The sequence below is a fragment of the Pseudomonas sp. FW215-R2 genome (genome assembly GCF_058789255.1).
The window spans coordinates 91412-104767 of sequence record NZ_JBYTBO010000014.1; the positions used below are offsets into that span (position 1 = coordinate 91412).

At 61.6% G+C, this 13356-nt stretch carries 9 protein-coding genes; 7 read left to right on the forward strand and 2 right to left on the reverse strand.

Translation table 11 applies throughout. From position 1 onward, the window contains the following. Positions 1 to 49 precede the first annotated feature (49 nt). The 5 genes from AC3WRD_RS19750 to AC3WRD_RS19770 are packed head-to-tail and all read left to right on the forward strand — an operon-like array spanning position 50 to position 8370. Positions 50 to 2323: a GGDEF/EAL domain-containing response regulator gene (locus AC3WRD_RS19750; RefSeq protein ID WP_102620784.1), complete on the forward strand. Its 2274-nt coding sequence runs from the start codon at positions 50 to 52 to the stop codon at positions 2321 to 2323. Next, the gene (locus AC3WRD_RS19755) at positions 2320 to 4194 is read left to right on the forward strand and encodes a putative bifunctional diguanylate cyclase/phosphodiesterase (RefSeq protein WP_102620785.1); all 1875 of its coding nucleotides are present in this window, start codon (positions 2320 to 2322) and stop codon (positions 4192 to 4194) included. The genes AC3WRD_RS19750 and AC3WRD_RS19755 overlap by 4 nt, the downstream gene beginning before the upstream one ends. Then, positions 4191 to 5159, forward strand: coding sequence for a cytochrome-c peroxidase (locus tag AC3WRD_RS19760; protein ID WP_102620786.1), 969 nt, complete (start codon positions 4191 to 4193; stop codon positions 5157 to 5159). Before AC3WRD_RS19755 ends, AC3WRD_RS19760 begins: the two co-directional genes overlap by 4 nt. Continuing rightward, positions 5156 to 6970, forward strand: coding sequence for a DAHL domain-containing protein (locus AC3WRD_RS19765; RefSeq protein ID WP_102620787.1), 1815 nt, complete (start codon positions 5156 to 5158; stop codon positions 6968 to 6970). Before AC3WRD_RS19760 ends, AC3WRD_RS19765 begins: the two co-directional genes overlap by 4 nt. Then, positions 6967 to 8370 carry an ATP-binding protein gene (locus AC3WRD_RS19770; protein ID WP_102620788.1) on the forward strand — a complete coding sequence of 468 codons (1404 nt, stop codon included), beginning with the start codon at positions 6967 to 6969 and terminating at the stop codon, positions 8368 to 8370. The genes AC3WRD_RS19765 and AC3WRD_RS19770 overlap by 4 nt, the downstream gene beginning before the upstream one ends. A gap of 12 nt (positions 8371 to 8382) precedes the next feature. Here the strand turns inward: AC3WRD_RS19770 and AC3WRD_RS19775 are convergent, their stop codons facing one another. After that, entirely contained in the window at positions 8383 to 9708 is a 1326-nt protein-coding gene (locus tag AC3WRD_RS19775) for an APC family permease (RefSeq protein ID WP_096818526.1), read from the reverse strand. Positions 9709 to 9932: 224 nt separating this feature from the next. Next, positions 9933 to 10754, reverse strand: a complete 822-nt coding sequence (locus tag AC3WRD_RS19780) for a carbon-nitrogen hydrolase family protein (RefSeq protein WP_102620790.1) — start codon at positions 10752 to 10754, stop codon at positions 9933 to 9935. A gap of 125 nt (positions 10755 to 10879) precedes the next feature. Here AC3WRD_RS19780 and AC3WRD_RS19785 point away from each other — a divergent pair, with 125 nt between their 5' ends. After that, positions 10880 to 11680 (forward strand): helix-turn-helix transcriptional regulator, encoded by an 801-nt coding sequence (locus AC3WRD_RS19785; RefSeq protein WP_102620791.1) that lies wholly within the window; start codon positions 10880 to 10882, stop codon positions 11678 to 11680. A 36-nt stretch (positions 11681 to 11716) separates the two neighbouring features. Further along, complete coding sequence (locus AC3WRD_RS19790) at positions 11717 to 13336, forward strand: FMN-binding glutamate synthase family protein (RefSeq protein ID WP_096818530.1); 1620 nt, start codon at positions 11717 to 11719, stop codon at positions 13334 to 13336. Positions 13337 to 13356 lie beyond the last annotated feature (20 nt).

The following is a 13356-nucleotide window of genomic DNA, read 5'->3' on the forward strand; positions in this document are numbered from 1 at the left end:
AAAGGATGCTCCCGATGACGAACGTGCGTGAACTTGCGGGTATTGCGCCATGAGTGCGCAACTCGGGCAAATCAATCGTCGCGTACTGATCGTCGACGATACGGCGTCGATCCACGGCGATTTCGAGAAAATCCTCAAACCCGCCACGATTGAAGACGACAGCCTGGACGAAACCGAAAGCCTGCTGTTCGGCACCCCGTCCACCGCGTCTGCCACGCAGAAAGAACACTTCGAGCTGGATTCGGCCTTTCAGGGGCGCGAGGCCCTGGACAAGGTCGAGGCCGCCCTGGCCGCTGGTCGTCCTTACGCCATGGCCTTCATCGACATGCGCATGCCACCGGGCTGGGACGGCCTGGAAACCATCGAACGGCTCTGGCAGGTCGATCCCAAGCTGCAAGTGGCCCTGTGCACCGCCTACTCCGACTACTCCTGGGAAGACATCGACGAGCGGTTGCCGCTGAACGATCGCCTGCTGATCCTGAAAAAACCCTTCGATGCGATCGAAATCCGCCAGATGGCCAGCGCTCTGACCGTCAAATGGCAAATGACCGAAGACGCCGCGCTGAAGATGAACCTGCTGGAACAAGCCGTGCAGGACCGCACGCGGGAGCTGTCCGACGCCAACATCATCGTGCAGAACAGCCCGACCATCCTTTACCGCTTGCGCGGCGAGCCATCGTTTCCGCTGATGTACATCTCCCACAACATCACCCGCTACGGGCATGTCGCGGCCGATCTGGTGGGGGCGGCCAACTGGGCGCAGGTGCTGATCCATCCGGACGATCAGGCCAATGTCGATGCCGCCATGGCGCGGGTGCTGGACCGGCATGCCCTGGGCGCTTCGATCGAGTTTCGCCTGCGCACCGGCCAGGGCACGTGGCGCTGGGTGGAGAACCGCTACATCCCGGTGCGCGACCACGACGGCCGGCTGCTGGAAGTGGAAGGCATCATCCTCGACATCACCGAACGCCGGGTGGCCGAGGAGAAAATGGCCCAGCTGGCCCGTACGGACGGCCTCACCGGGCTGGCCAATCGCGCCACACTGATCGAACGCCTGCATCAAGCCTTTGCCGCCGCACGTCGGGGGGCGGCGCCATTCGCGGTGTTTTACCTGGACCTGGATCACTTCAAGCGAATAAACGACACCCTCGGTCATCCGGTCGGCGACCTGCTGTTGCAGCAAGTGGCACAACGGATCAAATCCGGCGTTCGGGAAAACGATGTAGTGGCGCGTCTGGGCGGCGATGAATTCGCGATCCTGCAACTGGACGTCAGCGAACCGACCCAATCCGCCGCCATGGCCACCAAGATCCTTGAGGCTCTGCAGGTGCCCTATCAACTGGCCGGCAACGCCGTGCGCATTTCGGTCAGCATCGGCATCAGCAGCTACAGCCCCGCCAGCTTCGATGCCGACAGCCTGTTGGGACAGGCCGACATGGCGCTGTACCGCGCCAAGGAATCCGGACGCAATCAGTATCACTTCCACTCCGAGGAAATCACCCGGGAGGTGGCCGAGCGCATGGTCCTTGCCGAGGAGTTGACGACGGCCCTCACCCAGGGAGGGCTGAAGCTCGATTACATGCCGGAAGTGGACCTGCACAGCGGCAAGATTCTCGGCATGGCCGCGCAGGTCTGTTGGCAACATCCCAGGCTTGGCCTGCTGCCGGCGTCGGCCTTCGTACCGGCGGCGGAAAAGACCGGCGCAATCATTCCACTCGGACGCTGGATCCTCGATCACGCCTGCTGGCAGATGCGTCAGTGGCAAAACGAGGGAGTGGCGCCACCGGTGATGGCGATCAAGATTTCCCTGGCACAGCTCAAGTCCGGTCCCGAACTGATCTACGACGTGTTGCGCACCACGGCCCGCTGGGAGCTGGCGCCATGGGATCTGCGTTTCGATGTCACCGAAGCCACACTGGCCCAGACCCAATGGACACACAACGATGCGTTGCCGCGCCTGCGGGAGTTGGGTGTGACCATCGCCATCGATGATTTCGGCACCGAATACTCATCGTTCGATTACCTGAAAACCTACCGGGTCAATCACCTCAAACTCGCCCAGTCCCTGATCGACAATGCGGCTCAGGATGAAGACGGCGCCAATCGGCTGCGGGCGATCGTCAATTTCGCCCGGGACCTGGCGATCGACATCAGCGCCGAAGGCGTCACGCCTGAGGATCAGGGCAGTGCCCTGGTGTCCTGCGCGCCGTTGAAAAACGTGCAGGGCTTCAGCTTGAGCGAAGCGGTCAGCCCTGAACAGGCAGCCCGACTGCTCAAGGACTGGAGTGCGGCCGCCCCGCTGCCCAAGGAGGATGAAGGATGAAAACGCCTTTTCCCCAGACCAACCGGCGGATTCTGATCGTCGACGATACGCCGGCGATCCATGCCGACTTCCGCAAGATCCTCGCCCCCGAGAGCGGTGGCGAAGCGGATCTGAGCGGTCTTGAACAAACGCTGTTCGGTACCCGCCAGTCGCCGCATCTGACCTTCCAGCTCGACTCTGCCTACCAGGGCCAGGAAGCCTTGAAACTGGTGCAACACGCGCTGGACGAAGGCCGTCCCTATGCCCTCGCCTTCACCGACATGCGGATGCCGCCCGGCTGGGACGGTCTGGAAACCATTGAAAAACTTTGGGAGGTCGATCCCAACCTGCAAATCGCGCTGTGCACCGCCTACTCCGACTACAGCTGGGAAGCCATGGCCGAGCGCCTGGAGTTCGGCGATCAGTTACTGATCCTGAAAAAACCGTTCGACACCCTGGAAATCCGGCAGATGGCCAATGCCCTGACCTGGAAATGGCAACTGGCCCAGGACGCGGCGCTGAAGATGCTCAGCCTCGAACAAACCATCGAGGCGCGCGTGCACGAGTTGCTCAAGGTCTCGCATCTGTTGCAATACGACAGCCTCACGGGCCTGCCCAACAGCACCTTGCTCGGCGACCGTCTGACCCAGTCACTGGCCGCATGCCGGCGCCATGACAAACAACTGGTGGTGATGTTTCTCGGCTTGGATCGTTTCAAGCGCATCAACAATGCCCTGGGCCATCCGGCGGGCGACGAGATGCTCAAACGGGTCGGCCAGCAACTACTGGCCTGCGTGCGCGAATCGGACTCGGTCTTTCGCTATGGCTCCGACGAGTTCGTGGTGATGCTCAGCGACATCAACCACCCGCAGCAGACGCGCAGCATCGCCGAAAAACTGCTGGCGGCCATCCGTGAGCCACAGACGATTGTCGGTCACGACGTCAGTGTCACCGCCAGCGTGGGCATCAGTATTTATCCGGACGACGGACTGGAAGCCATCGACCTGATCAAAAAAGCCGAAACGGCCATGCGCAATGCCAAGGAAAGCGGCCCGAACGAGATCGGTTTCTTCATCGAGGCCATGAACCAGCGTGCCCGGGAACAGCAAGGCATCGAGTCGGGCATCCGCCAGGCCCTGCAACGGCACGAATTCGTCCTGCACTACCAGCCGAAAATCGATCTGGGCAGCGGCCGGGTGGTGGGCGCCGAAGCGCTGGTGCGCTGGCAAAAACCGGGACATGGCTGGGTGTATCCATCGGAGTTCATCCCGGTGGCCGAAGACAGCGGCCTGATCGTGCCTCTGAGCAAATGGGTGCTGGGCGAAGCTTGTCGTCAGACGCGAGACTGGCAAAAAGCCGGGCTGCCGCCGATCCGCATGTCGGTCAACACCTCGGCCATCGACTTTCGCCAGCGCCTCTTTGTCGAGGGCATCGAACAGGTGCTGGAAGAGACCGGGCTGGATCCCGTGCTGCTGGAACTGGAGATCACCGAGGGCGTGCTGATGCAGAACGTCGACGCGACCATGAGCGCGTTGAACCGGTTGAAAGCGCTGGGGGTCAAGCTGGCCATCGATGATTTCGGGACCGGGTATTCCAGCCTGAGTTACCTGCGGCGGTTCCCCATCGATGTGCTGAAAATCGATCAGTCGTTCATTCGCGGCCTGAGCCATGACAGCAGCGACGCCGCGCTGGTCGGCGCGATCATCAGCCTGGGCAAGAGCCTGAACCTGAACGTCATCGCCGAAGGGGTGGAGACCGCGCAACAGTTGGCTTTTCTCAGGTCCCACCACTGCGAGGAAGGCCAGGGCTACTACTTCAGCAAGGCCCTGCCGGCGGACGCCTTCGCCAGCCTGCTGATGACCGGGTTGCCGGGGCCATGGAGCGCATCATGAACACGCCGCCGAGGTGCCCGTCCCGCAGCGTTCTGTTCCTGCTGCTGTTCGTTCCCTGCGCCAATACCGTTGCCGCGCCGCTGGACGAGCCGCTGAAACCCTTGCCCGAGATTCCGAAACAGGACCCGAAGCGCGTCGAACTGGGTCGCCAGCTTTTCCACGATCCACGGCTATCGGTCAACAACACCCTGTCCTGCGCCAGTTGCCATCAACTGGACAAGAACGGGGCCGACAGCCGAGCCTTTTCCCCGGGCTTCGATGGACAACCGGTAGCGGTGAACACGCCGACCGTGCTCAACGCCAGCCTCAATTTCCGCCAGTTCTGGGACGGTCGCGTCGAAACGCTGGAAGAGCAGACCAATGTCGTCATCACCAGCCCCCACGAAATGGGCAGCGACTGGAAAACCGTTGTGCAACGGATCGCCGACGAACCCGACTATCGCCAGTCTTTCAGCGCCGCCTACCCGGATGCCGTGACGAAAGCCAATATCCAGAACGCCCTGGCGGCCTACGAACGCACGCTGCTGACACCCGACTCACGCTTCGATCAGTACCTTTTGGGCAACACGGACATCCTGACCCTGGATGAAAAATACGGCTATCAGCGTTTCAAGGACTACGGCTGTATCGCCTGCCATCAGGGGGTGAACATCGGCGGCAACATGTTCCAGAAGTTCGGGGTGTTCGGCGACTACATCGCCGATCGCGGCAACCCGACGCTGGCCGACCAGGGCCGGTTCAACGTGACCGGCGACGAAGACGATCGCGCCGTGTTCAAGGTGCCGAGCCTGCGCAACGTCGCGCTGACCGCGCCGTACTTCCACGACGGCTCGGCGCCCACCCTCGAACGGGCCGTGGATGTGATGTTCCAGTATCAGTTGGGCCGCATGCCGAGCGAGGAAGACAAGGCACTGATCATCGAGTTTCTCAAGACCCTGACCGGGCACTGGGAGGGCAAGCCATGATGAAGATGTCACGCCGGGTCAGCCTGATATTGCTCGGGCTTGTCGCCGTGCTGCTGGCCTCGACCCTGGTTTTTCTGTACCTCAAGTCCAGCTCCGAGCAGACCACGACCTACACCGAATCCCGGGACCTGATCCGCCAGATCAAGCAACAGGACGCCCTGTGGGAAAGCGAAATCCTCAAGGCCCGGGTGGCGATCTCGCACAATTACGACCCGCTGGTTTCACCGATGAACGAGATGAACCGCCTGTGGGCACGCTTCGACACCATGGAGTCCGGGCACGGGCGCAACGACTCCACGCAATGGGATGAGGCCCACGAAGGGTTCCTGAAAGCCATGCAGGAAAAGACCCGTCTGGTCGAACAGTTCAAGTCGCACAACGCGTTGTTGCGCAACTCCCTGGCGTTTCTGCCGACCGCCGAGGATGACATTCAGGCGCAGCTGACCAATCTGTCCGACCTCGACAAGATTCAATTGCAGAACATCGTCACCGACACCTATGACCTGCTGCTCAGCGCACTGGAATTCGCCCAGGTCGCCTCCGACGACAAGGCGGCCGATATCGAGCTGGGTTTGAACAAACTCACGGTGAACGCGCAACGCTTGCCCCGGGACTTCCAGACGCCGATCAGGATCCTGAGCAATCACATCACCCTGATCCTGCGCGAGCAGCCGATCGTCAACCGCCTGCTCGACCAGATCGAAGCCATTCCCGTGGCCGAGCGCCTGGACACCATCACCAACATGCTCGATCAGGATCAGCAGCGGGTCGAAAAGATCGACCAGAAATACCATTTCTACCTGCTGCTGTTTTCCGTCCTGCTGATGTTGTCGCTGCTGTGGCTGGCCATCCGGCTGATCCGCAGCTTCGCCGAGATCAACCGGGTCAACGCGGCCCTGCAAACCGCCAACGATGTGCTGGAACAAAGGGTCGATGAACGGACCCGCGAGCTCAAGAACGTCCAGAGCGAATTGCTCGACGCCGCGCGCCAGGCCGGCATGGCCGAAATCGCGACCAACGTGTTGCACAACGTCGGCAACGTGCTCAACAGCGTGAACATTTCCTCCGACCTGATCTCGCGAAAACTGCGCAGCAGCAAGGCCCTGGGATTGGGCAAGGCCATGCAACTGATCAACGAACACCCGGACGACCTCGGGCCATTCCTGACCGAGGACGCCAAGGGCAAGTTGCTGCCCGGCTATCTCAACCAACTGGTAGGCGCCATCGCCCAGGAACAGCAGGAAATGGCCGACGAACTGGCCCAGATGAACAAGAGCGTCGATCACATCAAGGACATCGTCGCCACCCAGCAATCCTATGCCGGGGCCAACAGCATGACCGAGCCGTTGTACATCAACGAACTGCTCGAAGACGCCCTGCGCATGAATGCCGGCGCACTCACCCGGCACCATGTCACGGTGGTCAAGGAATACGGCGACGTGCCTCAGGTGATGGGCGACAAACACCGTTTGCTGCTGATCCTGATCAACCTCATCAGCAACGCCAAGTACGCGATGTCCGACCTCAGCAACCGCCCACGGACCATGACCCTGGGCGTGAAGATCGTCGACGAGAGTTTTCTGGAAATCAGCGTCAGGGACGATGGCGAAGGCATCGCCCCGGAAAACATGACACGGATCTTTGCCCACGGCTTCACGACCCGCAAGGAGGGTCATGGCTTCGGCCTGCACAGCTGCGCCCTGGCGGCCATCGAGATGAACGGCCATCTCACCGCCCACAGTGACGGGCCGGGGCTGGGCGCCATGTTCACCCTGCAGATTCCGCTGATCACCGTAACGGAGAACGCATGAGCGAACTGTCGAACCGCCGCATTCTGTTGATCGACGACATGCCGTCGATCCACGAAGACTTTCGCAAAATCCTCGCCCCGACCCAGGCGCAGTCAGCGGAACTGGACGAGATGGAAGCGGCCCTGTTCGGCGCACCTGCCAAGCCCCGGCGAGCAACGTTCGAACTGGACTCGGCCTATGGCGGTGAAGAAGGCCTGGCCAAACTCAACCTGGCGTTGCAGGAGCAGTGCCCGTACGCCCTGGCCTTTGTCGACATGCGCATGCCCGACGGTTGGGACGGGGCGAAAACCATCGAGCATCTCTGGCAACAGGATCCGCAATTGCAGGTGGTGGTGTGCACCGCATATTCCGACTATTCCTGGGACGAACTGCTGGATCGCCTGCACGCCCATGACCGGTTGCTGATCCTGAAAAAGCCGTTCGACAACATCGAAGTCCAGCAGATGGCCAACACCCTGCTGACCAAATGGCAGATGACCGAACGCGCGTCGCTGCAAATGCATCACCTGGAACATTTGGTTGACCAGCGCACCGCCCAGTTCAAGCAGGCCAGCGAAGCCTTGCAGCGAGAGATCGACGAACGCAAGCAACTGGAAGGCCAGTTGGTGCAGTCGGAAAAACTCGCCTCGCTGGGGCAACTGGCGGCCGGGGTTGCCCATGAAATCAACAACCCGATCGGGTTCATTTCCTCCAACCTCGGCACGCTCGACGGCTACTTCCAGCAGTTGCTGGCCATGCTCGGGGCCTATCACGCCGCCGGGCAGACTCTGGCCGCCGAACCCGCCGCGCAGTTGCAGCAACTGCGCGAACACCTCGAAGTGGATTTTCTGCTCGAAGACATTCCGGTGCTGATCCGCGAATCCAAGGAAGGCATCGGCCGGGTCGGGCAGATCGTCAAGGACCTCAAGGACTTCTCCCGGGTCGATACCCAGCAGCAATGGCAGTGGGCGAACCTGCAACAGGGCATCGACTCGACCCTGAACATTGTCGCCAGCGAACTCAAGTACAAGGCCGATGTGGTCAAGGAGTATCAGGACCTTCCGGACATCGAATGCCTGCCCTCGCAGATCAATCAGGTGATCATGAACCTGGTGGTCAACGCGGCGCAGGCCATGGGTTCGGAACGCGGCACCATTACCCTGCGCACCGCTGTGCAGGGGGAGTCGGCGATCATCGAAGTGGCCGACAACGGCTCGGGCATTGCGCCCGAGACCCTGCAGAAAATCTTCGACCCGTTTTTCACGACCAAACCCGTAGGCCAGGGGACAGGGCTGGGGTTGTCCCTGTCCTATGGCATCGTGAAGAAACACGGCGGGGACATTTCCGTCAGCAGCACGCCGGGGACCGGCACAACGTTTCGCGTGCAACTGCCATTGCGCCAGACCCGGCCTGCGGCTTGATGTCAGGTCAGTTCAGGTCGCTTCCTGGAAATCCATTTCCGGTGGCTGGCGACGGAATCCGCCGGTCAGCACCGCCAGATACACCACGCCAATCGCCAGCCAGCTCAGGCCCAGATACACCGCCAGGTGATCGAGGCTGACCATCAGCCACAAGTCCGCGACCAGGCCGATGAACGGGAAGACCAGAAACAGCACCAGCTCGCGCAGGCCTTTCTTCTCGCCGCCAATCCAGTAATGGAAGATCACCGACAGGTTGACCAGGCTGAAGGCCAGGAACGCGCCGAAGTTGATGAACGAGGTCGACGTGGTCACATCGAGTTTCAGCGCCAGCAAGGCCACCACCGCGCAGAGCAGGATGCTGTTGACCGGCGTGCCGAAGCGCTCGTGCAAGGTGCCGAAGAACGACTTGGGCAACACGCCGTCACGACCCATCGCGAACAGCAGCCGCGAACCACTGGCCTGGGCGGACAGGCCCGAAGCGAACTGACCGACGATCAGGCCGATGAGGAAGATCGAGACGAACAGGTCACCACCGATATTGCGCGCAATTTCGTAGGCCGCCGAATCGACGTTGTCGAACTGGAACGACGGATGCGCAATCTGCACGAAGTACGACACACCGACGAAAATCAGCCCGCCGATCAGGGTGATCAGCATGATTGCTCGAGGGATGGTGCGGCGCGGGTCGCGAGTTTCTTCGGTGAGGGTGCTGACCGCATCGAAACCGAGGAACGAGTAGCAGGCGATGGCCGCGCCACTCATGATCAGCGGCATCTGCATGTCGCCGTTGAAGAACGGTTTGATCGACCACAGCGGTGTGCTGGCATCACCGCCGATGTAATGCACGCACAGGGCGACGAAAGCGACCAGCACCAGGAACTGCACCAGCATCAGCAAGGCGTTGATGCCGTTGGCCAGTTTCAGGCCGATGATGTTGATCGCGCTGGTGATGCCGATGAACGCCAGCACCCAGATCCACTGCGGGATCGACGGGAAGGCCGAAGCGAGGTACGCGGCGCCGATCAGCCAGATCGCCATCGGCAAAAACAGGTAATCGAGCAGCACCGCCCAACCGGCGATGAAACCGAGTTTCGGGCTGATGGCCTTGCGCACATAGCTGTAGGCCGAACCGGCCACCGGAAACGCGGCGGCCATGTGGCCGTAACTCATGGCGGTGAAGAACATCGCCACCAGTGCCGCCAGATACGCGGCCGGCACCATGCCGGCGGTGGATTGGGCGAGGATGCCGAACGTGCCGAGGACAATGATCGGCGTCATGTAGGCGATGCCGAACAGCACCACCGACCCCAGCGAAAGGGTGCGTTGCAAACGAGCCATGGGCGACTTACTCCGGATTTTATTGGATTTATGGCAGAGGCCGAGTTCGGCGAATGTTTCGGGTGTTGCGTTGTTGTTTTGGTCAAACAGGTGTGTTGTTTGATCGTTCCCACGCTCCGCGTGGGAATGTCTCCATGGACGCTCCGCGTCCGCTCTTTGGACGCAGAGCGTCCCGGGCTGCATGCCCACGCAGAGCGTGGGCACGATCGGATATCTTCTGTTCTTTAGCGCGAAGGGATCAGCAGCTCTCGTACTCCCGAGGCGTGTTCAACCACCTCCCCCGGCAACCTCAACCGCTGATCATCCAGATAGCGGTAATCCTTGCGCGCCAGTTCCAACTGGCCGAAATCCAGTTCAACGCCGAACCGCCCTTCCTCACGCCCGGCCTCGAACAGCACCGTGCCCAGCGGATCCACCAGCGCACTGCCGCCGGCAAACATCAACCCGTCATCCCCGGCTTCCACACGGTTGACCATCAGCGCAAACGCCTGGTTTTCCTGGGCCCGGGCCATGATCGCGGTGCGGTGAGTCGGCCCGTACGGATCCATGTTGCCGTTGGTGACGATCAGCAACTCGGCGCCCAGTTGCGCCAGGGCGCGGGCCGATTCTGGGAACTCGATGTCGTAGCAGATCAACAGGCCGACCCGCACGCCGTTCCACAGGCAGGTGGCGTAACGGTCGCCGGCCTCGAACACACCGCGATCCGACGCCCAGAGGTGGGTCTTGCGGTATTTGAGGGCGATGCCTTCGGGGGTGACCAGCAGCGTGGTGTTGTAGAAACGGCCGTTGTCGTTTTCGGCCATGCCGATCACCACGGCGATGTTGCGTTCGCGAGCCGCGGCCTGCACCGCGCTGACGGTCGGGCCGTCTACCGGCTCGGCGATCTGCGCCACGGTGTCAGCGGTCGGAAAGCCCATCAGGTGGGTCTCGGGGAACACGATCAGTTGCGTGTCGGCCGGGCACGCGGCAATCGCCGCCAGGGCGCGTTCGAGGTTGTACGCCGTGTCTTTGTCACGGCCCGCCAGTTGGGCGAGTTCGACTTTCATGGGGAGTCCTTGTTATGAGCGCCGGGCGCCGAAAGATTGCCCGGCGGCTGTCTGTGGGCCAGTATGCTTCGCATTCGACTGGCCAGGGAATTACGCGGCCGGGGTAACCCGATAGGGGTAGAGGCATGACTCTTTCGTTTGACGACATCACCTGGCACCGCGCCGTCGGGCAGTTGATCGACGCCCTCGACAAGCCGAATTTCTGGGCGCAACTGGTGCGCCTGCTCGACCAGTACGTCCCGTTCGATAGCTGGGTGGCGCTGCTGTTCAGCGCCGACCGTCACCCTCAGGTGTTCGCCGAATGCCCGGGCGAAGACGGCAGTCCCGACCAGTTGTTCCAGGATTATCTGCGCGGGTTGTACCTGCTCGACCCGTTCTACATCGCCTGTCGCGAGCAATCGCGCACCGGGTTGTATCGCCTGTCGGAGGTCGCGCCGGAGCATTTCGAGCTGACCGAGTATTACCAGCGATACTTTCGTCTGAATGTGGTGGCCGACGAAATCCAGTTCAATTGCCAGCTCGAAGGCGACCGCACGCTGTGCCTGTCACTGGGCAGCAAGCAGCGCTTCAGCGGCGAGCAGATCGCCCTGCTGTCGCTGATCCAGCCGTGGGTGCTTGGCCTGTTGCGCCAGCGCCTGCCCTACGAAATCAATGAAATCGTCGCCCTCGCCCCGTCGCCGGCGCAACCGGACTGGCGGGTGCAGCTTGAAGCGTCGGTGCAGCAACTCAAGGGCGCGCAACTGACCGCCCGGGAACTGGATGTCGGGCGTTTGATGCTCAGCGGTTGCTCCAGTAAAGAAATCGCCCGTAAGCTGGAAATCTCTGTTGAAACCGTGAAAGTCCATAAGAAACACATGTACAGCAAGCTGGGGATCAAGTCCCAGTCGGAGCTGTTTTCGATCTTTCTGCAGGCGCAGAACGCCTGACTGCCGCAAAAAAACCGTCCGAACCAAGGAAACCGTATGAGCCTGTCACTCCTGAGCCGCTACGCCTTCTTTGCCGTCTGCGTGATTTTCACCCTCGCCAGCCTGCCCTTTCTCGACCATGACTGGTTGTGGCCGATCACCGCCGTCACCGGGGTGCTGAGCCTGATCGGTCTGTTCGACCTGATGCAGAGCCCCCACGCGGTACGCCGCAACTATCCGATCCTGGGCAACATCCGCTATCTGGTCGAGGGTATTCGCCCGGAAATCCGCCAGTACCTGCTGGAATCCGACAGCGATGCCCTGCCCTTCTCCCGCGCCCAGCGTTCGCTGGTGTACTCGCGGGCCAAGAACGAAAGCGCCGACAAACCGTTCGGCACCCTGATCGATGTGTATCAGTCCGGTTTCGAGTTCATCGGTCACTCGATGCGCCCGGCGCCGTTGAGCGACCCGAACAGCTTTCGCGTGACCGTTGGCGGCCCGCAATGCACCCAGCCGTACTCGGCGTCGGTGTTCAACATTTCGGCCATGAGTTTTGGCTCCCTCAGCGCCAACGCGATCCGCGCGCTGAACCAGGGTGCGAAACTCGGCAACTTCGCCCACGACACCGGTGAAGGCAGCATCAGCCCGTATCACCGCGAAAACGGCGGCGACCTGACCTGGGAACTGGGCAGCGGCTACTTCGGCTGCCGCACCAGCGACGGCCGTTTCGACCCGGAACGTTTCGCCGCCCAGGCGCAGACCCCGCAAGTGCGGATGATCGAAATCAAGATGAGCCAGGGCGCCAAACCCGGCCACGGCGGGATTCTGCCCAAGCACAAAGTGACCCAGGAAATCGCCGACACCCGCGGCATTTCCATGGGCGAAGACTGCATCTCACCGTCCCGCCACAGCGCGTTCTCCACGCCGATCGAGATGATGCATTTCATCCAGCAATTGCGTGAACTGTCCGGCGGTAAACCGGTGGGCTTCAAGTTCTGCCTCGGTCATCCGTGGGAGTTCATGGGCATCGCCAAGGCCATGCTGGAAACCGGCATCCTGCCGGACTTCATCGTGGTCGACGGCAAGGAAGGCGGTACTGGCGCCGCGCCGGTGGAGTTCACCGACCACATCGGCGTGCCGATGCGCGAAGGTCTGTTGTTTGTGCACAACACGCTTGTGGGCTTGAATCTGCGGGACAAGATCAAACTCGGCGCCAGCGGCAAGATCGTCAGCGCCTTCGACATCGCCAGCGTCCTGGCCATCGGCGCCGACTGGGCCAACTCGGCGCGCGGCTTCATGTTCGCCATCGGCTGCATCCAGTCGCAAAGCTGCCACACCAACAAATGCCCGACCGGCGTCGCCACCCAGGACAATCTGCGCCAGCGCGCGCTGGTGGTGCCGGACAAGGCGCAGCGGGTCTACAACTTCCACCGCAATACGTTGAAGGCGCTGGCAGAAATGCTCGCCGCCGCCGGCCTCGAACATCCATCGCAACTGTCGGCCAAGCATCTGGTTCGGCGCATGTCGGCGACCGAGATCAAACTGTTCTCGCAGCTGCACGTGTTCCTGAAACCGGGGGAGTTGCTCACCGGGGAAGTGAACGGCGAGTTCTATTCGCGGATGTGGCAGATGGCGCGGGCGGACAGTTTCGAGCCGCAGGAGATCGCGGCCGCCTAGCGGTAACGCTCAGGGCATAG